Raw genomic sequence first — 23,883 nt, 5'->3', positions numbered from 1 at the left:
ACCTCATGGCCCACGTGATCCTCAAAGATCTCGTCAAGACCTATGGCGCAGTCTATGCCGTCAGGGACGTATCGCTGACCGTAAACGACGGTGAGTTCGTCGCCCTCGTCGGACCGTCCGGGTGCGGCAAGACCACGACCCTCAACCTCGTGGCCGGGCTCATTCCTATCACCAGCGGCGACATCGTGATCGGCGATCGCGTGGTCAACGACCTCGATCCGAAGGACCGTGACATCGCGATGGTGTTCCAGAACTACGCGCTCTACCCCAACAAGACGGTCTACAAGAACCTCGCCTTCCCCTTGCAGATGCGCAAGATGTCGTCGTCCGAGATCGACCAGAAGGTGCGTGACGCCGCGCGCATGCTGGACATCACGCACCTTCTCGAACGCCTCCCTCGGGAGCTGTCGGGCGGCCAGCAGCAGCGTGTCGCACTGGGCCGTGCGCTGGTCCGCGATCCCGCAGTGTTCCTGATGGACGAGCCGCTGTCCAACCTCGACGCCAAGCTGCGCGTGCAGATGCGATCCGAGATCAAGCGGTTCCATCAGGATTTCGACGCGACCATCATCTACGTAACCCACGATCAACTCGAGGCCGTCACGATGGCAGACAAGATGGCTGTGATGAATGGCGGCTACCTGCAGCAGTACGACACGCCCGCGCAGGTCTTCGCCAATCCGGTGAACCTGTTCGTGGCCAGCTTCATAGGCAGCCCTGCCATGAGCCTCATCCCGCTCGAAGCGGGTACTGTCGACGGTCGAGTGGTCCTCGGCAGTGCGGAGGGATGGACTCTTACGCTTGCCGACCAGAACGCGCGAAAAGTCGGGAACGCAAAGTCCAGAAAAGTCGTGCTGGGCGCGCGTCACTCGACGATCCGGCTACACAAATCGCAAGTCGATGGAAGCGTGCCGGCGAAAGTCTACACGGTCGAGCCGACGGGTGACGTGACCTTCGTGCAGGTCTTCCTGTCCGGAGCCGTCGTCAACATCAGCCTGCCGCCGACGTTCGACGTCAGCCCCGACGAAGAGGTGTGGCTCGAATTCGACCAGGATCGCGTGCATCTCTTCGACGGCGAAACCGAATTGGCCCTGCAAAATTGATGACATTGCCGAAACTCAAGATCACAGCCATCAAGCCCTATCCGGTCTGGGTCGGTATCCGCAACCAACTGATAGTCAAAGTCGAAACCGATCAGGGGGTCTTCGGCTGGGGCGAAAGCGGACTGTCGTCCCGCGAGAAGGCGGTGGTCGGCGCCATCGAGCATTACCGCGAATTTCTCATCGGCCAGGACGCGATGCAGACCGGCCGCATTTGGCAGGAGATGTATCGCAGCCAGTATTTCGAAGGCGGCCGCGTCCTGCAAGCCGCGATCTCGGCGATCGACATCGCCCTGCATGACATCAAGGGCAAAGCGCTGGGAGTACCGGTGTATGATTTGCTCGGCGGCAAGCAGCGCGATCTCATTCCGACGTTCGCGACCACACGTTCGGAAGCATCGAGCGAGGAAGTCATCGAGCAGGTGCTCGAACTCAAGGCCCAGGGATGGGAAGCTATCCGCCTCATCCCGGCAGGCCAGCGATCGGAGAAAATCTACGAGCCGCGCGAGAGTATCGCCGAGACCGCCAAATGGACGGTCAAGTGCCGTGAGGCGCTGGGGGACGAGGTCGTTCTTGGCATCGACTTCCACCATCGCCTGAGCGTGGCCGAGGCCGCCAGCTACTGCCAGAAGATGCCGCGCGGGACTCTCGACTTCCTCGAGGAGCCCATTCGCGATGAAACGCCCGGCGCCTACGAGGCATTGCGAAAGCTGACCGACGTCCCGTTCGCGATCGGCGAGGAGTTCTCCTCCAAATGGCAGTTCCTGCCATTCATCGAGGGGGATCTGACGCAGTTCAATCGCATCGACATCTGCAATGTCGGCGGCCTGACCGAGGCGATGAAGGTCGCCGCCTGGACCGAAGCCCACTACATCGACATGATGCCCCACAACCCGCTTGGCCCCATTTGTACCGCGGCGACGGTGCATTTTGCGGCCGCAGTTCCGAACTTTGCGTGGCTCGAGACACGCGCATCGCCGGGCGAGTTGTATCACGGCTTCGACAACCCCGAACTCTTCCCCGGACTGCTCGCGCTTGAAGGGGCTCACTATCGCGTCAGCGACAAGCCAGGTCTCGGCGTCGACGTCGATGAGGCCCTTGTCGCGAAGCAAAGCTACAGGCAGTGGGAAGCGCCCCACCTGGTGCGCAGGGACGGTTCGGTCACGAACTGGTAGGGAGACAGTCATGGAAATAGCCAAGATCGAACGCCCCTCCAGGGACCTGGTCGAGAGGGTTCGTCAGGTCGGCGCCGCCACCGCGAGCGCGACGCTGGCGCATATGGGAATCCGCAACTGCTTCATGGAAGGCCCGGTTGCGCGCTCACCCGGCCAGGTGGTCGCCGGGCCTTGCGTGACGTTGCAGATGATGCCGAAGCGCGAGGACCTGTTCGGGGAAGGCGAATATGCCGACGTTGAAAAGCAACTGCACCGGCACGTGCTCTACCAGGTCGAAGAAGGCGACATCGTGGTTGTGGATGCCCGCGGCGACATGACCTCCGGCATCTTCGGTGACATGATGATGACCTATTTCAAGGGGCTGAAGGGCGCCGGGGTGGTGATCGACGGTTGCGTGCGCGATTGGGCCAAGGTGCAGCAGCTTGGCATCCCGATGTGGCTGAAGGGGGTCACGCCGAACTATCACGCGCAGACGGCGCTGATGCCGCTCGCGGTCAACGTGCCGGTAGCCTGCGGTGGCGTCACCGTGATTCCCGGCGACATCATTGTCGCCGACGACGACGGAGCGGTGTGCGTTCCTGTCGCTCTGGCCGAAGCGATGATCGCGAAGGCCCACAAGGATCATGGCTGGGAGGAATTCTCGCGCGAGAAGCTCCTCGCCGGTGAATCGCTGAAACGCTATTACCCGCTGCATAAGGATGCCTGGCCGGAATACGAGGCGTGGCTGGCGGAGCGTGGGTTGAAGGAGTAGCTCCGTCCGCGAGTACTCTGGTCGCGTGTCGGGTTATCTCGAGCCTTCCGACGAACGGAACGCCGGGCGCGTCGGTTTCTTCGGGCTCCTTGTTTGGTAGCGAACATCGTTATGCCAGACGCTGGCCGGTGTGGTGAAGAGGGGCACGTGCCATCGCCGGTCGCGTTCGCATACGCCTCGCATCGCGTCCGCGATAAGGGTATCCCCGACAGGGCGGCCTGGAGCACGGCAGAAAATCGCGAAACACTGACGGCTCATGGTTTGCTCGACAAATGACGCCACCGCCTTGTATACCTTGACGGCGGATATTTATCCGAAATGATGGAACAGAGAGGGAGCGCCAATGGCTGGAATTTCATTATCCCGCGTCTGGAAGCGCTTCGGCTCGGTAGACGTCATCCGTGACGTGAGCCTCGACATCGAGCCTGGAGAGTTGGTCGTTTTTCTCGGCCCATCCGGCTCCGGTAAGACGACGCTGCTGAGGATGATCGCCGGTCTCGAAAGCATCGACAAGGGCACGCTGCTGATCGACGGCGTTCGCTCGGAAGGCCTCGCGCCGGGCCGGCGCAACGTCGCGATGGTTTTCCAGAACTATGCGCTCTACCCGCACATGACCGTCGCCGAGAACATGGCGTTCGGGCTTCGGAACATTCGCGTCGCGCCGGATGTCATAGACCAACGAATCGCCGAAGCCGCGCGAATGCTGGAGATGGAAGCACTGCTCAACCGGCGGCCGTCGCAACTCTCGGGCGGCCAGCGACAGCGCGTGGCAATCGGGCGAGCAATCGTCAAGGAGCCGAAGGCCTTCCTGTTCGACGAACCGCTCTCAAATCTCGACGCGGCGCTTCGTGCGCGCACACGTGTCGAACTCGCCGAATTGCACCAGCGTTTACAGGCAACGATGATCTACGTGACTCACGATCAGGTAGAAGCAATGACGCTCGCCGACCGCATCGTGATCCTCAACAATTGCCGGATAGAGCAGGTAGGGACCCCCATTGAGGTGTATACGCGGCCCGCGTCGCGATTCGTTGCGACTTTCGTGGGTTCTCCAGCGATGAATATCCTGCCCGTCGCGGTTTCGGGCGCGGGCGATCGCCTCAATGCACGCCTCACTGACGGATCGCTCGTTGAACTCAGGGGGGCGCCGACCGATATGGATTGGCGAGAACTCGGCGTGCGTCCGGAGTCGCTGACCGTCGTCGCGAAAGGCGGTGAAACATCCGCCACGGCCACCGTTGTCGAACGGCTTGGCGAGCGCACGCTCATCTATGCGCGGCTGGCGGATGGGACGCAGGTAACGGCACAGGATCGTGGGATTACGAGCGTCGAACCGGGGAGCACTATCCAGCTGGAATTCGATACGGCCGGCTTGCATCTTTTCGCCGCCGATGGTTCCGCCTGGCACGCGTCTGAATGACCAATCCGGTCGCTTCGGCAGCAGACGTGCCGAAGCTAACCTTTGATGCCGGCCGATAGCGTGATGGCTTCCGTCACACGGCGTTGGAACAGGAGATATGCCAGCGCCACCGGCAGTCCCGCCAGAACAGCTGCCGACAATTCGCGAGCGTAGTAGACGCCGAAGGCGTCATTGACCTGGGTGATGCCGACGGTGATCGTCATCATCTCGGTGCGGGTCACCGAGAGGAATGGCCACAGGAACGCATTCCAGGTCCAGATGAAGCAGACGATCGACAGCGCGGTCGTCACGCCCCAATTCATCGGCATGTAGACCTTGAAGAGAATTGCGAATTCGGAGGCATTGTCCATGACCGCGGCCTCTCGAAAGTCCCGCGGAACCTGGTCGAAGAACTGCTTGTAGACGATGATGATCACGGGGTGGATCAGCTGCGGCAACATGATGCCGGCCCAGCTGTTCAGCAGGCCGAGGTTCGCGACCAGAACGAAATGATTGATGATGAGCGCTGAAATCGGAACCATGAAGGATGCGAGGATCAGCCACCACAGCGTCATCCGCCCTGGGAAACGCAACTGCGAGATCGCATAGCCGCACAGCATGGAAGTGACGATGCAGATAACCGTCACGCCGATGGCGACTGCCACGGAGTTGATGTACCAGGTGCCGATCTGCGTGGTGGTCAGGGCGTGGATGTAGTTTTCGAGCGTCGGCGTTTCGGGCCAGAGTTCGATGTAGGGCCGGACGACTTCGTCGTCGGGCTTGAGGGACGAAATGACGCCCCAGTAGAGCGGGAACGCCCAGAGGACGGCGGCGGCAAGCGTCAAGGCGGTGATAACTCCGCCCCAGAAATTCCAGCGACGCGCATTCGAGGCGTTCATTTCCGCCCCCCGTCTGCGAGCCGCAGGAGCTGGAACTGGACGACCGAGACGACGACGACCAGCACGAAAAGCGCGACCGCCGCCGCCGCCGCGCGGCCGCCCTGGTCTTGCTGAAAGGCACGCTGGAAGACGTAATAGACGAGCACCATGTTGTCGTTGGGCCGGCCGCCGATCGAGAACAGATAAACCTGATCGAAGATTTTGAGCTGCAGGATGAGCTGGATGGTGAATACCAGCGAAGTGATCGGCCACAGCAGCGGCCAGGTGATACGCGTGAATGTGGTCCAGCGCGTTGAATTGTCGAGCGCCGCGGCCTCATAGATCTCCGGCGGTATGGCGCGCAGTCCGGCGAGAAAAAGGAGTATCGAGAAGCCGGCCGTCCACCAGATTGTGACCCAGGCGACCGCGGGCAAAAACCAGGTGCGCGATTTGAAAACCGGCACCCGCGGGATGTCCAGCCAGTCGAGAACGTGCATCGCTATGCCGAACTGGAAATTCAGCGTCCAGTCCCAGATCAGGTACACGACGGAGACCGGCAGAATGTAGGGCAGAAAGAACAGCGCCAGGACCATGGCCTGGAATCGGCCTTTCAGGCGCGACACGCCGAGCGCGATCAACAGGGCTACGATCGTGCCGGGAATAACCGTCATCAGCACGAAATAGGCGGTGTTCCAGACCGCACGGCGGAACATGGGGTCGTTGTCGAGGCGCAAATAGTTGTCGAGACCGACCCAGTTGCCGGCTCCGATCAGCGGCGCATCGGTGAACGAGATGCGCAGCATCTGCACCGTCGGATAGACGAACACCAGCAGATAGATCGCCAGGAACGGGGCGACCAGCACCAGCGCGACCAGAAATTCTGTGCGGGGGTTGCGAAGCATGGCTTCTTCTCAAATGCGGCCGGGATCACCAATCAAGGCGACCCCAGCCGCAGAGGCTTACATGCTGTTCAGTTCTTCCTTGATGGATTCAACAGCCTGGGCAGGCTCCATCTCTCCGTTGAGGGTCGGCACGAAGTAGTTGGACATGATGTCGAATATCGGCCCGGCGACACCCGCCTTCGTGGACTTGGGATCGAAGATCATGTTGGCCGTCAGGGTCGAGTAGGCGGCGTTGGGCTCCATCGCCTTATATTCGGCGGTTTCGGTGACCGGCCTGTAGGCCGGGATGTGTCCTGCTGTCGCCCAGAACAGTGAGTGCTTGTCGATCCACGAAATCACTTCCAGGACCGCAGCCCGCTTCGCCGGGTCGATTTCCTTGCCCTTGTTCTTCGGGATGGCGAAGGTATGGCTGTCGGCATAGGTGCAAGGCTTGTCGAAGATCACCGGAATCTCCACCGCTCCCCAGTCGAACAATTTGCCCTGCTTGGCGAGGTCGGTCATCGTGGGGACTTCCCAGACACCGTTGATCATCATCGCGGCCTTGCCCGACGTGAAGAGGGCCACGGTCGCGGGATAGTCGGTATAGGTCGACTGCAGCCCCGCCTTGGTCCAATCCTGCAGGACGGTCAGGGAGTTCGCCAGTTTCGAAGCGTTGTCTCCAGCGAGGAACTCGTTACCGGTGAGCAACTCCCCTCCCTGCTGGCACATCAGCGAGTAGATGGTACGATACATGAAGTTGCCGTCGGCGGTGACGCTGCCCAGCGGGAATTCTATGCCGGCATCCTTCAATTTCTGCAGTGTTGCCGTGAAGTCCGCCTTGTTGCCCAATCCCATCGGGCGGCCGTCGTCGCCGAGCACGCCTGCCTTCTTCAGAAGATCGCGATTGTAGTACAGCACGATCGGATGGGTATCGAGCGGCACGGCATACTGCTTGCCGTCGACCTTTACGGCGTCCATCGTCGCGGGAGCGAAGTCCGACTCCGACAGGCCCATTGCGCTCATGTCGGCGGCAGTGATCTCCTGGAGAATATCCTGGCTTACCGCAAGCGGGATGCGGCTTGCGTGATATGTCATGACATCCGGCGCCTCGCCGACGGCGGCCGAGGTCTGAACCTTGGCGTAGAACGGCGTGCCCCATTCCAGCGTCGTGGCGTCGATCTTGATCTTGCCTGCGTGGGCGGAATTGAAATCGGTGATAAGCTGCTTCATGCGCACACCGTCGCCGCCGCCAAGGAAATCCCACCAAAGGACTGTTTCTTCTGCCTGGGCTGCTGCGACCCACAAACCTCCCGCGGCAACCAGAGCCGCGGCCGTCATCCTGCGAAAGCTCATCTCAGTCTCCTCCCGATACGACGGTTAAACCCGCCTTAGAACACTCCCCCGATGCTACACCAAACCATGTCGCTTGCAACGGATATTGCGGTATATATCGGATATCCGGATATAAATGCCTCAGAGCGTCACGCGCACCATGGAATAGGAATGCGGCGGCAACTTCAGCGTCATGGCTCTGCCCTCAAGCTTGGCGCCGTTGCCTTTGCTGGGCGAAACGTTGTCCGGCGCTTCCCTGGTGTTGCGGGCCTCGAGGTCGTCGTGCCGGATGAGCGTGTGTTCGACCGCCTTGGCGTTGAAACCCTCAAGTGCGACGTCGGCCTCGATGGCCTCGGATCCATGCCGGTTGATGGCAAAGAAGGTTATCGTGCCGGCATTTGAATCATGCACGCCGGCGAGATCGAGCCATGGCACCTTGTCGGCCACGTCGGCGTTATAGCTCGGCACCTCGACGGCGAGCTGCAATGCGGTCCCACGACCGTGCCTGGAAGCGAGCATGAAGGGCCAGTAGATCGTCTGCCGCCAGGCACTGCCGCCCGGCTCGGTCATGATCGGCGCAATGACGTTGACGAGCTGCGCGATGCAGGCAATCCGAACCACGTCGGAACGCCGGATGAAGGTGTTGATGATGCAGCCTACCTGCAGCACGTCCTCGAAATTGTAGATGTCTTCCAGGAGCCTTGGGGCCTCGGGCCAGTCCCACGACTTCATGCGCGCCGCGTCCTGCCTGCGCTCGTGGTACCATACGTTCCATTCGTCGAACGATATCTTGACGTCGCGCTTGGAGCGGCTCTTTGCCTTCACGAAATCGATGATGCCGGAAACCGTGCCGATATATCGGTCGAGTTTCTCAGGCAGCGCCAGATACTCGGACGTGTTCTTTTCGTAATTCTCGAAGTACATGTGCAGAGAAATGTAATCGACCTGGTCGTAGGTCGCTTCCAGCACCGTCGCTTCCCACTGCGGATAGGTGGGCATGTTCGAGTGAGACGAGCCGCAGACGACCAGTTCCAGGGTGGGATCGAGCCCGCGCAACGCCTTCGCGGTCTCGTTCGCCAGATGACCATACTCGGCTGCCGATTTATGGCCGACTTGCCAAGGCCCGTCCATTTCGTTGCCGAGGCACCAAAGGCGGCAGTTCCAGGGTTCCGCGCGTCCGTTCCTGGCTCTGAGGTCGGACCAGTAGCTGCCGCCCGGGTGGTTGACGTACTCGACGAAGGCCCGCGCCTCGTCGAGGCCGCGCGAGCCGAGATTGACCGCGAGCATCATCTCGGTCCCAGCCTTTTCGGCCCAGTCGGCGAATTCGTGGATGCCGACCAGGTTCGGCTCCGTGGTTCGCCACGCAAGGTCGAGACGCCGCGGCCGATTCTCCTTTGGACCTATGCCGTCTTCCCAGTTGTAGGCGGACACGAAGTTGCCGCCTGGGTAACGGCAGATCGGCGTGTCGAGCGAGCGCACCAGGTCGATCACGTCCTTGCGCATTCCCTCGGCGTCGGCTTGCGGATGCCCCGGCTCGTAGATGCCGGTATAGATCGCTCGACCGAGATGCTCCAGGAACGAGCCGTAGAGGCGTTTGTCGATATCCGCGACGGCATAAGCCGCGTTCGCCGTGACCCGCGCCTTCATGATACCTCCCCACTGTGGATTAAATCCGCGTTTGCGGTCTATATCCGGATTTTGGGTGAGTTAAGGGCGGAGTCAGTGCGACCGTCAAGTGCTAATGCGTGCTTACGCTCTTAGCAGCCGCAGAATGATGTCTCTGCTGTGATTTCCGAAGCCGCTGCCGAAGATGTTGATGCCGCCGGGATGGCGCGCATCCTCCTTCACGCCGATCCGAATCCGGATCGAGCGGTGACGCTCTAGTTCCAGATCGGCCAGCGAGCATTTTGAGACCTCGGCGCCGTCGCGGTAGGTACCTTTGTTCGTGACGCGCCAGTGCTTGAGGTCGCCATATTGCGATCCTGCGAGCTTCCACCAGTCGGGCGTATGCTTGCCTCTCTTGTCGCCGTAGTCGGCCGGTGCGGTCCAGGTATCTATCTCGTGGCCGTTGATGGCGATCGTGATGTCAGACGGCCAATCCTTGGACGTGCCTGGCACTTCCGACGAAAGTTCCATCGCGAGTTCGAGCCCGCCGACTTCGGCGTGGGCAAGCGTCGCGTTGTTGGGAAACTGGTATTCGACGAAGCCGCGCGTGAACCACAATAGTCCGGCCCGCATGCGGCCGGGATCGAGAAAGGTGTCGGGCACGTCGAGAAGCCCGATCACCTCGTCCCTGGAGCAGAGGCCGCACGGAGCCGAAACTTCGCATCTGGTATAGAGCCCCAGCGGCATTGCCACTTCGATGGCGCTTAGATCTTGCCCGGGGTTGCGCTCCTTGAAAGCGACGACCAATTCGGAGAATGTCGAATAGCAGACCTTCTGGCTGCCCTTTCGGGCCTTCTGTGATTTTGTTTTGATCAAACCCACATCGACAAGAACTTGAATATTTGCCGAAATCGTCGATTGCGGAAGACCAAGTTCATCTGCCACCTGATTGACGTTCCGCGGCCCCCTGCGGTTCAGGAGATCGAGAATCCGCACACGAACCTCGCTCGCGAGGCTTTTCAGCAGGTCGAGCCGTTCGAGCGGATCGACAACGATAATCTCATTCGCCATAAAGCCCCGCGCATCGTCTCACGGGGTTATGTATCAGCCTGTCAGATATAAATAAAGCTGCGGTCGGTGCGTGGCGGTTGCGCTGCAAAGACGAACTTCTTTCTGCATCAATCTCCCGCAACTGGACGCTCCCTTCGCCGGCGCATGTTCCGGTGATGGCGTCGATCATACTCGATATCTGCTTCACTTGGTGTGGTCGGGAAAGCGAGACGATCGGAGAACGGCTGCAGCGCGAATCTTGCCACCATGCGCACGACCAGGCTAGTGCTCATGTCGTGGCCCAGTCGCTGGTGCGCTAAAGGCCACTGACGACATCGGCCGCGCATAAGCATAGTGCGAGTGACGTAGATGGGACATGCAACATATCCAAAAACTGTGCGGCGCGTTTATTTTGATGTGTGCCTGCGCTTTCTCAAGCAGAGTGTGGACTTAAGGCCGGAATTCCGGCGCCCATAGCCGTGACAACAACACACCAGATGCCAAGGCCCGCGAGGTGTTCGCGACAGCCGCTTCCGTGCTTTTGCTCACCCTTGCCGCGCCCGGCGCGACGCAGGCCGCGACGCTCACGGCACGCGGCAACGAGCCGGGCTGGCGAATCGAGATTTCGGACAAAGACATCGTCTTTCACGGGCAAGACGGCGAGACCTTTACGATCGAGCCGCTCCCACAATCCGTTACGGCGAACGGCGCGAAGATCCGTCCGGAAATCATAGTCTGTGCAATCAAGCCATGAATGCACATCGTTGGTTGTTGCGGGCTGTCTGATGTGCTTTCAGCCCTGAAAGATTGGTATCAAGGGCTCGGTGCATTGATGACGGAACCAAGAAATTTAGCACCCCTCTGGATCCTGGCGTTCGCTGCGCTTGTGTGGGTGCTTCAATCTGCGGCGACGGTGATCGCGCCCGTCGCCGGGGCTTTTTTTGTCGTAGCGCTCGCGTGGCCGCTGCAATCTCGCCTTCAACGATTTCTCCCGAAACTGGCGGCTTTGGCGATGGTGGTTTGCATCATAGCCTTCGCCTTCCTGGCGTTCGCATTCATCACGAGTTGGGGCTTCGGCCGCGTCGTTCGGTCGACGGTCGCGGACATTGGTCGCTTTCAATTGCTCTACGGTCAGCTTGTCGCCTGGCTCGAAGGTCATGGCGTCGAGGTAGGGGGGCTTTGGACCGAGCATTTCAACGCAGGTTCGATATTGCGGATGCTTCAGGGTGTTACCCTGCGCCTGAATACTATGTTCTCGTTCTGGGTCGTGGTGATTGTCTACGTACTGTTGGGTCTTCTGGACACGGAAACTGTCGGCAGAAACGCCCGTAAGGCCTTGAGCCCCAAGGCAGCGGCCGTCTTGATCGATGGAAGTGCGCTCACGGCCGCGAAATTGCGCCATTACATGCTGGTGAGGACTCTGATGAGCCTGGCGACCGGCCTGATGGTATGGGTGCTCGCAACCGCATTCGGCCTGCGGTTCGCAGCCGAGTGGGGCGCTATCGCCTTCGCGCTGAACTACATACCTTTCATCGGCCCGTTCGTCGCAACACTCCTGCCTACCTTGTATGCCCTGGCGCAATTCGGATCGCCGCAATCGGCCCTGCTGATTTTCGCCGGACTCAATGTCATTCAGTTCATCATCGGCAGCTACATAGAACCGCGTGTTGCCGGCTACGCGCTGGCGATCACCCCGTTCGTCGTGTTGTTTTCGGTATTCTTCTGGTCGTTCATATGGGGCGTTTTCGGCGCCTTCATAGGCGTTCCCATCACCATCGCGATCCTGACTTATTGCGCGCAATCGCCGTCGACCCGATGGGTCGCGGAGTTGCTGGGATCGCCAACATCCTCTTCCAAAGAGCAGCCGAAATAACGATTGGCAGAGCGAGTACGCGGTCGAACGAAGCGCGATGCGCCTCGCCGTTGTCGATGCGACTATGGCAAATGATAGCGAAACCGCCGAGGAGCTTTTCGTTTCCCCGCCTGAATTGACGCGAGGATTCGGCGGATAGATGTCAGCTTACTGCCGAATTGTCCCTTTCCAGTCCCCTTGCCCTCCCCGAAGTCGGTCATGAATGCCTTGATGTCGTCGCGGCCGCGCCGCGGTTCGTACCGCGAATATTTGAGCAGCATGTCGGGCGCTGGGATCTCATCGACGTCGGCAAAATTCACGTCCTTGCCCCAGAATCCTGTGAATCATTGCACGATGACGGCCACGTCGTCTTCTTCCTTGCTCATTGGAGAGTGGTCTCTTTGCTTTTTTGTGGCCTGCGGGCCTGAGCATTTCAGGTGAGTACCGGATCGCTCCGGCGGACGCCGATTTAGCTTCGATAGCGGCGCAATATGTCCAGCCCGGCGGCAAGAATCAGGACAAGACCGGTAATCATGAGGCCAACTTCAGTGCGTGCGTTCATCAGGATCAAGCCATTGGCGAGCATTCCAAGGAGCACGACGCCCAGCGCGACGCGCAGGAGCGACCCCCGGCCTCCGGAAAACGGCACGCCTCCCAGAAGCACTGCGGTCAGGACGCTCAGTTCCATGCCGACGCCCAACGTGCCTGAAGGGGCGGAGTTGATCCGGGCGATGCTCATCAATGCAGCCAGCGCCGTGGCAAGGCCCACTGCGACGTAGAGCAGGATCGTGGTGCGCTGAACCCGTATGCCCACGAGAAAGGCCGCGCGCTGGTTCACGCCAAGCGCAATCGAATGCCGTCCGATGGCGGAAAAGCGCATGATGACAACGCCCGCCGCCAAGACTGCCAGCATGATCCAGGTCAGGATCGGCAGCCCCAGCACCCGTCCGTAGCCGATATAGGTGAAGGCGTCCGGAAAGCCGAAAAGCGGGTTGGGTGACAGCCATTGTGCCATCCCGCGCATGAGCGTCAGTCCTCCGAGCGTCACGATGATCGGCGACATGGCCAGGCCGCCGATCAGGATTCCGTTCACCAGCCCGACCAGCGCGCCAACAGCCAGCGTCAGGACGATCGTTCCACCTATGCCCAGATGCGGAAAACTCAGGCCTGCCACGACGGCCGAAAGCGCCAGAAGAGAGCCGACACCAAGATCGACCTTGCCCGCCATTACCAATACGGCGGAGGGCACGGCTATTGTCATCAGTGTCGCAACCTGCACCGAAATACTGATGAGATTGTCCACTGTCAGGAAGGCAGGTGACTCGAGCGTGAAGAATAGTCCCAGGAGAAGGACCGTCAACGGCAGGGCAGCGGAGGTTGCATGGTCCAATAGGGCGGAGCGGCCGGCACCCGTGGCGTGCGTGGAAGAGGCGGGAAGGGTCATGATGACGTCTATCCTTGGATCGTTGTGAGCGAGGCTCGCGCCTGCTCGCTCTCAAGCGTGTGAGAGTAGTGGTGGGCGCATTCGACCAGCCGTTCCTCGGTGATGTCCTTGTCCATTTCGAAGGCTTGCCGTCCCTTGGCCAGGATCAGCACGCGATCACACAGGGCCGCGATCTCATCCGGGGCGGAGGAGGCGACCAGTATCGCCCCGCCCGCCGCCGTGAAATCCTGCAGCAGGCGGTAGAGTTCGGCACGCGCGCCTACGTCGACGCCCTGGGTCGGCTCGTCCAGCAGCAGGACCCGGATGCCAAGCTCCGGAAATAGCCAGCGTCCCATCATCAGCTTCTGCGCGTTGCCGCCGCTGAAAAGTTCCCCGGCCTGTCGCGGCAGATGCGGGTGCAGTTGCATGCGCGTGGCGATGTCGTCGAAGAGTTGCGCTTGCCGCCGCGAGCCGCCGGCAAATCCGCCGAAATGGGGCATCAACACGTTCTCAAGCGCCCCCAGCGTGCCGAACAGGCTCTGTTCCTTGCGGTCGGAAGCGACCAGGGCTACGCCTGCGGCCTTTGCGTGACGCGGGCCGGACAGGTGCGTGTCCTTGCCCGACAGGCGCAGCTTGCCCCCGCGGTGCCGCCGCGCTCCAACCAGCCCTTCCAGCAGATCGGTGCGTCCCGAACCCAGAAGGCCATAGAGCCCTACGACCTCGCCGGGACGCAGGCTCAGGTCGACCGGGCCCGTATAGTCCGAACGATACCCCTCGAGTTCCAGGACCGGCAAGGCGTCGAGACGGGCGTTGCTGGCGCGGGCGTGGCCTCGCGCCATATTCGGTGCGATCGCTGCCGTGATTTCGGCATGGGACGCCTCGGCGACCGGTCGGCTCCAGATCACGCGGCCATCGCGCAGGATAGACACCCGGTCGGCGATCATCGCAATCTCGTCGATCAGATGCGTAACGTAGATGATTGCCAGGTTCTCGCTTTTGGCCAGATGCCGCACGACGCGGTGCAGCGCCTCCGTCTCCCGGCTGGAAAGCGCGGCAGTTGGCTCGTCCAGGATGAGAACGCTTGGCTTCAGGTGCAAGGTACGGGCAATTTCGACCAACTGACGTTCGCCGACGCTCAGCGTTTCAATCATCGCGCGCGGATCGAGACGGACACCCAACCGTTCCAGCAACTCCGAGGCAATGCGGTTCTGTTCGGCCGCTCTTACTCGTCCCCAGGACAGGAGTTCGCTGCCGAGGAAGATGTTGTCGGCAACGGTGAGTCCTTCGATCACCTGGAAATGCTGGTAGATGATCGCGACACCCTGCTCGCTCGACTGGTGCGGGGTGAGGGCCTTGTTGATGCGTCCGCCGATCGTGATGGTGCCGGAACCGGGGGTGACCGCCCCCGAGAGGCAACCGAGAAGAGTGGATTTGCCCGCGCCATTGGCGCCCAGGAAGGCGTGAATTTCTCCACTGCGAAAGTCGAGATCAACGCCCTTCAGCACCTCATTCGTGCCGTAGGATTTCCTCAGGCCGCGGATTTCGACGACATCAGACATGACTTTCCTTTCGGCTGCGCAGGCCGTGGGCATGCGCCCACGGCCCCTCGTCGGTCATTTGTCGGCAAAATTGGCGATCAGCTTGTCCAGCAGCGCCTGATCTTTTTTGCTGGCGAGCACTGTCGGGGTATACGCGAAGCTCGGACCCGCGCCGGTAATCGCGTTGAGCGCGAGGTTGACGATGTTGTGCCCAAGGTCGTTGACCATTAGTGCTGAGCTAGCCCTATAGGTGGCACCCTTGTTGATCTCGATCAGTGCCTCGTAGGAACCGTCCTGGCCGCCGACGAAGAATTTGGAAGGATCCTTGCCTGCCATCACCACTGCGCGATTGGCGCCGAGCGCCGAGTCATCGTTCAGGCCGATGATGATGTTCAGGTCTGGATGCTGGCGTAGAACAGCCTCGGCGATCGTCAGGCCGGAGGCCTGGTCGGCGGAGTCCTGCATCGAAACGATGGTTATGCCGGCGTCGGCGAACAAACGCTCGACTTCGGTCCAGCGGGCCGAGACCGAGGGCAGGCCGGTCAGCGTGGTCACCAGCGCCTTGGCCTCGCCATTGCCATTGGCCTTGACCCAATCGATTGCGGCCTGCGCGATCAGTTGGCCGGACTGGGCATGGTCGAAGCCGACGAAGCCGTCCGCGCCCTCCATCGGGCTGACATAGGTGAGCCATTTGATGCCTTTTTGCTGAGCCTGTTTCTGCAAGGGCTTCAGCGCGGCTTCGTCGATAGGCGTAACGACGATCGCATTGACGCCGAGATTGATCCATCCCTGAACGGCGTTGATCTGGGTCTCGAGGTTGTTGGCCTGGGTGTTGTCGTGCATGACGGTCACGCAGCCGAGTTCTGCCGCGCGGGCATCAGCGAAGTCGCGCAGGCGGCGCACGAAAGCGGCTTCGGACACCGAATGGCTATAGGCGATCGTATAGGATTTGCCGCCATCGCAGGCGGTCGACGAAGTCTCGCGCAAGACGGCCGGATCGACCATTTCGATTGTGGACGATTGGGCCATGGCGGCGCTGCAGAAGAATGTCGCAAGAGCTGACGCGAAGAACACGTTTCTGATCACTGTCTTTCTCCTCTGGAAGGGGCTGTTGAGCTTTTTTGTTTTCGTAGTCTTTCAAGATCACAGAGGGCGCCTGGTCCCGGCCTCGCATTCCGGCCGGGAGCGGACCCCTGTGAGGGGACGTCTCAGGCCGCGGTCTGGCCTGCGAAATCACGCAGGACATTGGTGGTGAGCCGGTAGACGGGGTTGTCGAAATCGTTCCAGGCAACCGAGCCGATGTAGGCGATCGAGCCGGCGGAGAAGACTTCGCCGCCTCCGGCGGTCCGGAAATAGACGATGTCCGAGCGCACGACATCCGGCCGGTCGATGCCGTCTTGATTGGGAGCCGTCAGGGTCGTGTCTTCGATGACCAACTGATATTCGCGGCCGAGAGCGGTCGACGTCGCAAGGATCTCGGCATGGTTCGGGCTGCCCAGATTGGCGTCGTAGCGGTCGATCTCGTCCGCTACCGCTCCGCCGAGGATGTGCCCCTGGTCGCCGAAGATTTCGCCCTCGATTCCTTTGAAAAAGCGCGCGCCCTCACCCTCATATGAAGCGGGCAACCGCTTGTAGGCGGCTGCGCGGCCCCAACCTTCGGCGGCGAACCCGATGCCCGCGACCATGTTCGGAGCACGGCCTCTGAGGCGCCAGATGCCACCCAGTTCCGCGGTGGAGGCATGACGCCGCTCGCCAAAAGGAGCGTCCCAGCTTCGGGTGGAGCCGTTGTCCCGGCGAATCTCGATGACCCAGGGGCGATCCGGAAAGCGGGTGGTGACCCAGTAGAAGCCGTTGCCTCCCAGATAGATCAGCTTTCCGCTTTCACCCAGATAGGATTCCAGCGCCTGCAGAGCCCCGTCTTCCCAGTATTCGGGATGAGAGCCGGTGATGACCACCTGGTATTTGTCCAGCAGCGCACGCCCTTCTGTCTCCAGCAGCTCGTCGGTGGCGACATGATAAGGAATGCCGGCCTTTTCCAGCCATTCGATGTAGTAGAGATCGGTCGCGAAATGCCGGTAGCTGTCTGTCAGCCAACTGCGCGCGGCTGGCCGGATCGTCACCAGCGAACGACGTCGGCTTGCATAGCGGGCAGGGGTGCGGTCGGCGTGGGTATCATAGGCAGACCGGCCAAAGCGCGGATCCCGCAGCACCTCCGAGACCTCCGGGTCGATGTCGAGCTGGTGCTCCATCGCGAAGGTGAAGTCCATCGTCGCCAGCCGGTCGTTGCCGTAAGCGAGATAGGTGTTGGTCGGGACCAGGAAGAGAATGGGCGCCTTGTCCGCCTTGAGAGCGGCCAGGAAGAACGGCACATGTACGGTTTCCGTGCCGTCCTCCAACTGCACGGCATAGATTCCGCTCGCCAACCCCGCAGGCAACACGAAATGCAGGTCGTAGTTCCAACCCGCGTCTTCGACGTCGTCGTCATGGAATTGGAGGGCTTGATACTGGTTCGGACGGTCGATGCAGGATTCTGTATCGCCGCTCCAGTTGCGGCCGGTTACCGCCTTTTCGGCACCGTTGAAGGCCCGGCCGTCGGTGGCATTGCCGGTGACGTTGGCGATGCGGACCGTGCCCCAATCCGGGCCGACGCTCCAGGCGACCAGCGCATCGCCACGCGGCGTTTCGCCCTTGGCCGCCATGATCAATTCCGCCTCCGTCAACGGAGCGGAATACAGTCGCGGCAGGTCGATCTTGCCATTGAACGGGGAGAGTGGCGAACCGGCCGTGTCGAAACCGGCTGCCGAAAGCAGAAGCTCCGTGGCAGCGGTCGAGCCGCTCAAGGCCCCTTCGGCCCGGCCTGTTCCCTCGACGTGGAAACCCTTGGACTGCCGTACATCCAGGCTGGCGCGCCCATTGCCGATATGCACGGCGACAGAATACCAGCGCTTGGCGTTCAGGGCGGGCCCGGTCTCGATGCTTCCGGTCGCTCCTGCCAGCCGCAGCCGTCCGCCTGAAAGTTCGAGCCGGAAATCCCCGAGGGTCCAGAGTGTCTGCGGCTGCTGCGCATTAGGCGCCGTCGGCCAGATCCAGCAATGCAGCACGATGTCTGCCGGCAATCCGCTCGGCAACGGCAGTCGCGCATAGGAGCCGATCGCAGTCTGCTGCACTCGACCGGCAAACGTGTGGTCGAGATGCTGTGGGAGCGCCTGGGTCTGCACTTTCCTGTCGTTGCGGGCTCCGGGGCCTCCGACAAACCGGACGAGCGTTGCGCGGACGCTGGCCTGCTCGGAACTGACCGCCAGCCGGGCGGTATCGCCGGGCCGGAGGGTCCACTCTTCGAAATAGGCATGCAACGGCATGGGTCTCCTCCTTTGTCGCGTTGCGGTAGTGTCGGGCACCGGTGGGCTTTAGCGTCTCCTTTGCCGGTGCGAGGCGATGATTTCGCGCGCCATGCGGTCTGCGGCGAAATGGGGCGGGATGTCTTCCTGAGCCCCGCGCTCCAGCACCTCCAGCGTGGTGCGGCGGATGATCTCGGCGCGTCGCTTGCGTTCATCCATGCCAACCGTCTCACCCTTCAGCGGAATTCCCAGCACGCCGCCGGTCATGTGGCTTCGGCTTCGAGCCTCGATGCGCGGCGGCGGACGCGCAAAGGGGAGGGGGCGTTGTAGAGATCACATCCGCATCAGAAGGCCGCCGTCGACGGCGAGTTCGATGCCGGTGACGTAGCCGGCGGCGTCGGACAGCAGGAAAAGGGCCGCATTCGCCATGTCTTGCGGCGTTCCGATCCGTCCCAGCGGCGCATAGGCCGCGACCGCCTTCAGCGTTTCGTCATTGTCCCATCGGGCCTGCAGCGGCGTGGCAGTCATGCCCGGGCAAATGGCGTTGGAGCGGATGCCTTCAGCGGCCAGTTGCATCGCCAACGACTTCGACAACGCGCAAAGCCCTGCCTTGGAAGCCTGATATGCGTCCTGCGGATTGGGATCTCCACGATACCATTGCACGGTCGAGAAATGGACCATCGCGCCACCGCACCCGGTCTTGCGCATGAAGGGCACCGCGAACCGCGCAGTCAGTGCGGGCGCGGTCAGGTTGATGGCGAAAACCTCGTCCCAGGTCTTCATATCCATCTCCAGCACCGACTTGTCGCGTCCGAACCAAAGCACGCCCGCAACATTCGCGAGATAGTCGATGGAGCCGCGGGCGGTTCCGGCCGCGGTGATGGTGGATTGGATGAAGTCGGCATCCGACAGGTCGCCCACATAATAGGTCAGCAGGTCGCCGAAGCCGCTCAGGCTTTCGGGCTGCGGCTTGAGGTCCATGGCGCTGACATAGGCCCCCGCTTCGAGCAGGTTTCTGGCGATCGCCTCGCCCATGCCGCCGCCTGCCCCGGTAACCACGGCATGCCGGCCCGCAAAATTGTAGGTGCTCATCTTCCAACTCCCAGAGGCCGCGTGTCGGACCTTCGCCTTGATTGAGGCCAGCGTAATTCGTCTTGGAAATATTACAAGCAGAATTGGAAAAAAGTTGCCCGTTTGGAAATTTCGCTTATGGTTCGGAAAATTCTCCAATCATGGCGGGCTTTTCATGTCTCTGAATGGTTTCTCGGTTGTTTCCCCGGTTGACGGGTCGATCTACGTGGAGCGTCCCTACGCCTCCGCTTCTGAGATCGAAGCCAAGCTCGCAGTGGCGCAGGCTGTTGCGAAATCCTGGCTGCGCACCCCGCTGGAAGAGCGCGCCACGCTTGTGCTGCGCTTCGGCGAGGAAATGAAGGCGCGCGCCGCGGAACTGGCCGAGGCCGTGACATGGGGCATCGGTCGTCCGCTGTGGCAGGCTGACGAGACATCGCGTTTGGCGCTTGTGGGCGAATTGCTGACGAAGTCGGCGACTGCCACGCTGTCGGACACCGAATTCGAATCCGATCCGGGCATCCGGCGCTTCACGCGACCGGTGGCCAGCGGCTTGCACCTGTCGATCTGCGCCTGGAACTACCCCACCGCCATGCTGGGCTATCTGGTCAGCCAGCCGCTGCTGGCCGGAAATGTGGTGATCCTGAAGCACTCGCCCCAGACGCCGGGCATTGCCGAACTCGCCGAAGCTTCATGGCTTGCAGCCGGAGGTCCGGTGGGGGTGTTCCAGAGCCTTCATCTTTCCCATCCCGACGCCGAGCGGCTGATCGCGGCCGGCACCTTTCGTGCGGTGAACTTCATCGGGTCGGTCGCAGGCGGCAAGCGGGTCCATGCCGCGGCGGGTGGAACCATGACGGCAGTGCATCTCGAGCTCGGCGGCAAGGATCCGGCATATATCCGCGCGGATGCCAATATCGACAAGCTGGTCGCGGATATCGCCGAGGGCTGCTTCTCGAATGCCGGACAGAGCTGTTGTTCCGTCGAGCGGATCTATGTCGACCGCAAGATCGAGACGCGCTTCACGGAGGCCCTGCTGGCCGAGGCGGCCAAGTGGAACATCGGCCATCCGGTCAAGGAAAAGGCGATGCTTGGTCCAGTGGTGAATGCCGGCGCTGCCGGCCGGATTCGCGGGCAGGTGGACGCGGCGCTGGCGGCCGGAGCCAAGGGCTTGTTGCGTGGCGTCAGTGATCTGGGACCGGCCTATGTTCCGGCGACGGTTCTTGCGGGTCTGAATCATTCGATGTCGATCATGCGTGACGAATTGTTCGGCCCCGTGGCCTGCATTCAGTCGGTTTCGGGCGACGAGGAGGCGATCGCACTGATGAACGATTCCGAATACGGCCTGGCTGCCAGCATCTGGACCGAAGACATCGAACGCGGCACCGCGCTGCTGGACGAAGTGGAGGCGGGAACGGTTTATCTGAATCGCTGCGACCATGCTGACCTTTACCTGCCTTGGGGTGGCGTGAAGGATTCCGGCCTCGGCCGTACCAACGGCCGCATTGGCCTGATTGAAACCACCGCAGCCAAGGCTTTCCACATCCGCACCCTGGGGTGAGGTCATGGAACTGGATGCCGATACCGTAGAACGGCTGGCCGTCGACGCTGTCGAAGTGCTGCGCGCCGGCGAAATCAGTCCGCTGCTGCTGCTGTGCGAGCATGCAGGAGCGGTCATACCGGAGCCGTGGCGGAATCTCGGCCTGGCCCCGGCCTTTCTTAGCACGCACTACGCTTATGATCCGGGGGTGGACGGCCTGACGAGGGCGTTGTCCGAAGGATTGCAGGCACCTGCGGTTCTGGCCCGATATTCGCGCATCTTCCTCGACTACAACCGCTTTGCCAGCGATTGGGACCATATGCGTCCCGATCTTGGCGGCATACCGGTGCCGGGCAACCTGGATATCAGCCAAGAAGACAGGGCGCTGCGCGCATCGATCGCGGTGCAACCGCTCGACCGGGCGATCGTGCCGCTGCTGGCCGGCCGCAAAGCCGTCGTATCGGTACATTCCTTTACGCCCGTGATGGCCGGCTACCATCGGCCGGTCGATATCGGGGTGCTGTGGCGAGAGAAGGACCCCTTCGTGCGTTGCGTTCTTGAAGGGCTTGAACGGCGCGCTCCGGCACTCGGGCTGCGCATTGGCGATAACGCGCCGTACGACTGGCGCGAGGTCGAGGCCTATAGCCTGCGGACGCATGGGCTGGATCGCGGGCTGCCCTGCTTTTACCTCGAAGTAAACAATGCATTGTTCCTGCAGCCTGAACGTCTGCCGTTTCTGAACATGCTGTTGACCGAGGTTCTCGCCGAGGCAATCGAGGGCAAGGCGACGTAGTGGTGATCGGCTGACATGCACCGGCGCAGCAACTATAGTCGCACGCGCTTTGAGGAAATGAAGGAGCGACTTTGGAAGACGGTGTTGGAAGTGACCTTGGCGCGGCCATCCGGCTCACGAGGAAGCGGCTCAATCTCTCATTGCGCGCACTCAGCGAACGCTCCGGCTTGACAGTCTCGCAACTTTCAAAACTGGAAAACGGCAAGCAGCGCATCTCCGTCGAACTGGCGCTGAAGATCGCGGGCGTCCTGCAAGTGCCGGTGACCTCTTTCCTCACCGCGCCCAGTACACGGCCGCTCGCGCGCAGGTCGATCGTGCGTGCCGGGACCGGCACACGGCATGAAACGAAGGGAATGGTTTTCGAGGTCCTGAGCAGCGATTTCCGCGACAAGAGCAACCTGTTCTGGAATGTCACCGTAACCGGGCGCAGCCTCGAGGAAACGGGAGGCTGGCGCTCCCATTCCGGAGAGGAATTCCTGCAGATCCTTTCAGGCAGTCTTGTTCTGCATACCCGGCATTACGAACCGCTCTTGCTCGAGACAGGAGACAGCATCCTGTTCGACGGCGAGATGGAGCACGGCTATGTCTGCCATGGAGAAGGCCCAACGGTCCTGTTCATGTCGAATTCGATGCGCGGGCCCATGCCGTTGAATTTTCCTTCCGGAGGGGAATGATTGCGCACCGTCCTGATCCTCAAGGCCGGGACGCTGGCCCCGGTTTCCAACGAATTCGTCCTGCGCCACGGCGATACGGAAGACACCTTCATAAAGTCCGCCGGGCTTGGCGCGGACGAAGTCGAGGTCGTCGATGTGTTTCGCGATGTTGCTCTGCCGCCGGTTGGCCAGCATGCGGCCGTAATCGTCACCGGCGCTTCTGCCATGGTGACGGAGCAGGCGCCGTGGATGCTGCGCACTGCGGAGTGGCTGCGCCAGGCGGTCGCGCAGGAGCAGATGGTGCTAGGCGTCTGCTTCGGACATCAATTGCTGGCCCATGCGCTTGGAGGGACAGTCGGTCCGCTTCCCGCCGGAATAGAGGCCGGTTCGGTATCGGTATCGCTGCACGAGGGCCTGGAAGACGATCCGCTTTTCGGCGCGGTTCCGTCGTCCTCGCGGTTCCAGTCGCATCACTATCAGGTGGTGCTGGCACCGCCGCCGGGCGCGGCCATCCTTGGCCGCACCGCGCTGGATCCGCATCAGGTATTGCGTCACGGCCCAAGGGCCTGGGGTGTCCAGTTCCATCCCGAACTGGACCTTGCCATGATGAAGATGCTGATGGATGCCCTGTGGGACGATCACGCCGCCTTTGGCTTCGATCCTACCGCGCTTGATGCCGGGCTTTCGGAGACTGCCGAGGGACCGGCGCTGCTGCGTCGCTTCGTGGCGCTGTCCCGAGCCTGAGCGCCGCGCTCAAAATGAAAAGGTCCGGCTTTCGGCCGGACCTCTGCATCTAGGGCGCAAACATGCCTCATACCAGCGGCGGTAAACTTTGACCGCCATCGGCATCGGAACGCCAGCGCCGCCAAGCGCGCGGTGCGGATGGCGTTCGCACTGTCGAGAAGCTGGAGCCTAGTCCGAAAGCCGGACGGCAAACACCCGGCCGGCGGTCATGACGTGTCGATGCGCCCCGTGCCGAGAAAGGCCGTTGCGCGCCGCGCCTGCCTTGCGTGGCTCTGCCAGGCAATCGCCGGCACGCTTTGCGCAAGAGGCCGATCCGGCCCGCCGCGAAACGGTCGCCGCCCGGCGGCAGAACCCTGCAAGTCCGCCGTGATGATGGCGGCCAGCACGCGAAAACAGAGAGCAAGGCGCAACGCTTCGGCGCAGCCGTCGCCATCTGGTCCGCAAACCGTAGCCGGAGGCAGCGCGAGCGCGCCGCCGGCCTGTTCCATGGCAAATGCCCGCGCCACGGCCTCGGACGGCCGCAGCAGCGACAGGACAAGGACGCGAACCCGCAACGGCACGATGCAAAGGAACTCGGCCAGAACGGCCAGGCAAAGCAGCGTCGCCGCGATGCCCTTCAGTTCCTGCTGCTCCTCCTCGTATTCCGCCCTGCCCATCCCAGCCTCCCGAAGGTACAATAGCAGAGTGGTCGGAATGAGCAAGGAAATTTTTCCTATAAGCGTCTTCCCCGCCCGACATCGCACGATGTCAGCGAGGAAGAACCGGCAGT

At 61.6% G+C, this 23,883-nt stretch carries 23 protein-coding genes; 10 read left to right on the top strand and 13 right to left on the bottom strand.

The genetic code is table 11. The features are described 5' to 3' along the window. The first annotated feature begins 5 nt into the window (after nt 1-5). The 4 genes from ACSBOB_RS26060 (at nt 6) to ACSBOB_RS26045 (ending at nt 4,443) form a co-directional block, all read left to right on the top strand. The gene (locus tag ACSBOB_RS26060; RefSeq protein WP_442578956.1) at nt 6-1,100 is read left to right on the top strand and encodes an ABC transporter ATP-binding protein; all 1,095 of its coding nucleotides are present in this window, start codon (nt 6-8) and stop codon (nt 1,098-1,100) included. After that, the gene (locus ACSBOB_RS26055) at nt 1,100-2,272 is read left to right on the top strand and encodes a mandelate racemase/muconate lactonizing enzyme family protein (protein WP_442578955.1); all 1,173 of its coding nucleotides are present in this window, start codon (nt 1,100-1,102) and stop codon (nt 2,270-2,272) included. The genes ACSBOB_RS26060 and ACSBOB_RS26055 overlap by 1 nt, the downstream gene beginning before the upstream one ends. Before the next feature lie 10 nt (nt 2,273-2,282). Beyond that, on the top strand, nt 2,283-3,023 hold the full coding sequence (locus ACSBOB_RS26050; RefSeq protein ID WP_442578954.1) for a ribonuclease activity regulator RraA: 741 nt from the start codon (nt 2,283-2,285) through the stop codon (nt 3,021-3,023). Nucleotides 3,024-3,366: 343 nt separating this feature from the next. Next, nucleotides 3,367-4,443, top strand: a complete 1,077-nt coding sequence (locus ACSBOB_RS26045) for an ABC transporter ATP-binding protein (protein WP_442578953.1) — start codon at nt 3,367-3,369, stop codon at nt 4,441-4,443. 35 nt (nt 4,444-4,478) lie between these two features. Here the strand turns inward: ACSBOB_RS26045 and ACSBOB_RS26040 are convergent, their stop codons facing one another. From ACSBOB_RS26040 to ACSBOB_RS26020, 5 genes are all read right to left on the bottom strand, one after another. Next, on the bottom strand, nt 4,479-5,321 hold the full coding sequence (locus ACSBOB_RS26040; protein ID WP_442578952.1) for a carbohydrate ABC transporter permease: 843 nt from the start codon (nt 5,319-5,321) through the stop codon (nt 4,479-4,481). Further along, nucleotides 5,318-6,202 (bottom strand): carbohydrate ABC transporter permease, encoded by an 885-nt coding sequence (locus tag ACSBOB_RS26035; protein ID WP_442578951.1) that lies wholly within the window; start codon nt 6,200-6,202, stop codon nt 5,318-5,320. The genes ACSBOB_RS26040 and ACSBOB_RS26035 overlap by 4 nt, the downstream gene beginning before the upstream one ends. A gap of 57 nt (nt 6,203-6,259) precedes the next feature. Beyond that, complete coding sequence (locus ACSBOB_RS26030; protein ID WP_442578950.1) at nt 6,260-7,534, bottom strand: extracellular solute-binding protein; 1,275 nt, start codon at nt 7,532-7,534, stop codon at nt 6,260-6,262. A 120-nt stretch (nt 7,535-7,654) separates the two neighbouring features. Continuing rightward, nucleotides 7,655-9,160: an arabinosylfuranosidase ArfA gene (arfA, locus tag ACSBOB_RS26025; RefSeq protein ID WP_442578949.1), complete on the bottom strand. Its 1,506-nt coding sequence runs from the start codon at nt 9,158-9,160 to the stop codon at nt 7,655-7,657. A 102-nt stretch (nt 9,161-9,262) separates the two neighbouring features. After that, entirely contained in the window at nt 9,263-10,189 is a 927-nt protein-coding gene (locus ACSBOB_RS26020) for an ArsR/SmtB family transcription factor (protein ID WP_442578948.1), read from the bottom strand. A gap of 520 nt (nt 10,190-10,709) precedes the next feature. Between ACSBOB_RS26020 and ACSBOB_RS26015 the strand changes: the two genes are divergently transcribed. Both ACSBOB_RS26015 and ACSBOB_RS26010 read left to right on the top strand, forming a co-directional pair. After that, entirely contained in the window at nt 10,710-10,922 is a 213-nt protein-coding gene (locus tag ACSBOB_RS26015; RefSeq protein WP_442578947.1) for a hypothetical protein, read from the top strand. A 78-nt stretch (nt 10,923-11,000) separates the two neighbouring features. After that, complete coding sequence (locus tag ACSBOB_RS26010; RefSeq protein WP_442583831.1) at nt 11,001-12,041, top strand: AI-2E family transporter; 1,041 nt, start codon at nt 11,001-11,003, stop codon at nt 12,039-12,041. Between the two features lie 62 nt (nt 12,042-12,103). Here ACSBOB_RS26010 and ACSBOB_RS26005 read toward each other — a convergent pair whose 3' ends face one another. From ACSBOB_RS26005 to ACSBOB_RS25975, 7 genes are all read right to left on the bottom strand, one after another. Continuing rightward, nucleotides 12,104-12,340, bottom strand: coding sequence for a hypothetical protein (locus ACSBOB_RS26005; RefSeq protein ID WP_442578946.1), 237 nt, complete (start codon nt 12,338-12,340; stop codon nt 12,104-12,106). 149 nt (nt 12,341-12,489) lie between these two features. Continuing rightward, on the bottom strand, nt 12,490-13,464 hold the full coding sequence (locus ACSBOB_RS26000) for an ABC transporter permease (RefSeq protein WP_442578945.1): 975 nt from the start codon (nt 13,462-13,464) through the stop codon (nt 12,490-12,492). A gap of 8 nt (nt 13,465-13,472) precedes the next feature. Then, complete coding sequence (locus ACSBOB_RS25995) at nt 13,473-15,002, bottom strand: sugar ABC transporter ATP-binding protein (protein ID WP_442578944.1); 1,530 nt, start codon at nt 15,000-15,002, stop codon at nt 13,473-13,475. Nucleotides 15,003-15,056: 54 nt separating this feature from the next. Next, complete coding sequence (locus ACSBOB_RS25990) at nt 15,057-16,067, bottom strand: sugar ABC transporter substrate-binding protein (RefSeq protein WP_442578943.1); 1,011 nt, start codon at nt 16,065-16,067, stop codon at nt 15,057-15,059. 122 nt (nt 16,068-16,189) lie between these two features. Next, nucleotides 16,190-18,340: a N,N-dimethylformamidase beta subunit family domain-containing protein gene (locus ACSBOB_RS25985; protein WP_442578942.1), complete on the bottom strand. Its 2,151-nt coding sequence runs from the start codon at nt 18,338-18,340 to the stop codon at nt 16,190-16,192. A 48-nt stretch (nt 18,341-18,388) separates the two neighbouring features. Beyond that, the gene (locus tag ACSBOB_RS25980) at nt 18,389-18,586 is read right to left on the bottom strand and encodes a hypothetical protein (RefSeq protein ID WP_442578941.1); all 198 of its coding nucleotides are present in this window, start codon (nt 18,584-18,586) and stop codon (nt 18,389-18,391) included. 66 nt (nt 18,587-18,652) lie between these two features. Continuing rightward, nucleotides 18,653-19,411: an SDR family NAD(P)-dependent oxidoreductase gene (locus ACSBOB_RS25975; protein ID WP_442578940.1), complete on the bottom strand. Its 759-nt coding sequence runs from the start codon at nt 19,409-19,411 to the stop codon at nt 18,653-18,655. A 154-nt stretch (nt 19,412-19,565) separates the two neighbouring features. On the opposite strand from ACSBOB_RS25975, the gene ACSBOB_RS25970 reads away from it, so the two are divergent. The 4 genes from ACSBOB_RS25970 (at nt 19,566) to ACSBOB_RS25955 (ending at nt 23,114) form a co-directional block, all read left to right on the top strand. After that, the gene (locus tag ACSBOB_RS25970; protein WP_442578939.1) at nt 19,566-20,945 is read left to right on the top strand and encodes an aldehyde dehydrogenase family protein; all 1,380 of its coding nucleotides are present in this window, start codon (nt 19,566-19,568) and stop codon (nt 20,943-20,945) included. 4 nt (nt 20,946-20,949) lie between these two features. Beyond that, nucleotides 20,950-21,717: an N-formylglutamate amidohydrolase gene (locus ACSBOB_RS25965; RefSeq protein ID WP_442578938.1), complete on the top strand. Its 768-nt coding sequence runs from the start codon at nt 20,950-20,952 to the stop codon at nt 21,715-21,717. A gap of 71 nt (nt 21,718-21,788) precedes the next feature. Then, entirely contained in the window at nt 21,789-22,391 is a 603-nt protein-coding gene (locus ACSBOB_RS25960; protein WP_442578937.1) for a helix-turn-helix domain-containing protein, read from the top strand. Next, nucleotides 22,392-23,114 (top strand): glutamine amidotransferase, encoded by a 723-nt coding sequence (locus ACSBOB_RS25955; RefSeq protein WP_442578936.1) that lies wholly within the window; start codon nt 22,392-22,394, stop codon nt 23,112-23,114. A gap of 206 nt (nt 23,115-23,320) precedes the next feature. Here the strand turns inward: ACSBOB_RS25955 and ACSBOB_RS25950 are convergent, their stop codons facing one another. After that, nucleotides 23,321-23,770 carry a hypothetical protein gene (locus ACSBOB_RS25950; protein ID WP_442578935.1) on the bottom strand — a complete coding sequence of 150 codons (450 nt, stop codon included), beginning with the start codon at nt 23,768-23,770 and terminating at the stop codon, nt 23,321-23,323. Between the last annotated feature and the right edge of the window lie 113 nt (nt 23,771-23,883).

Origin of the sequence: Mesorhizobium sp. KACC 23794 (assembly GCF_052180275.1) — a bacterium.
Classification (GTDB): Bacteria; Pseudomonadota; Alphaproteobacteria; order Rhizobiales; family Rhizobiaceae; genus Kumtagia.
This window is presented reverse-complemented; position numbering and strand designations above follow the sequence as displayed.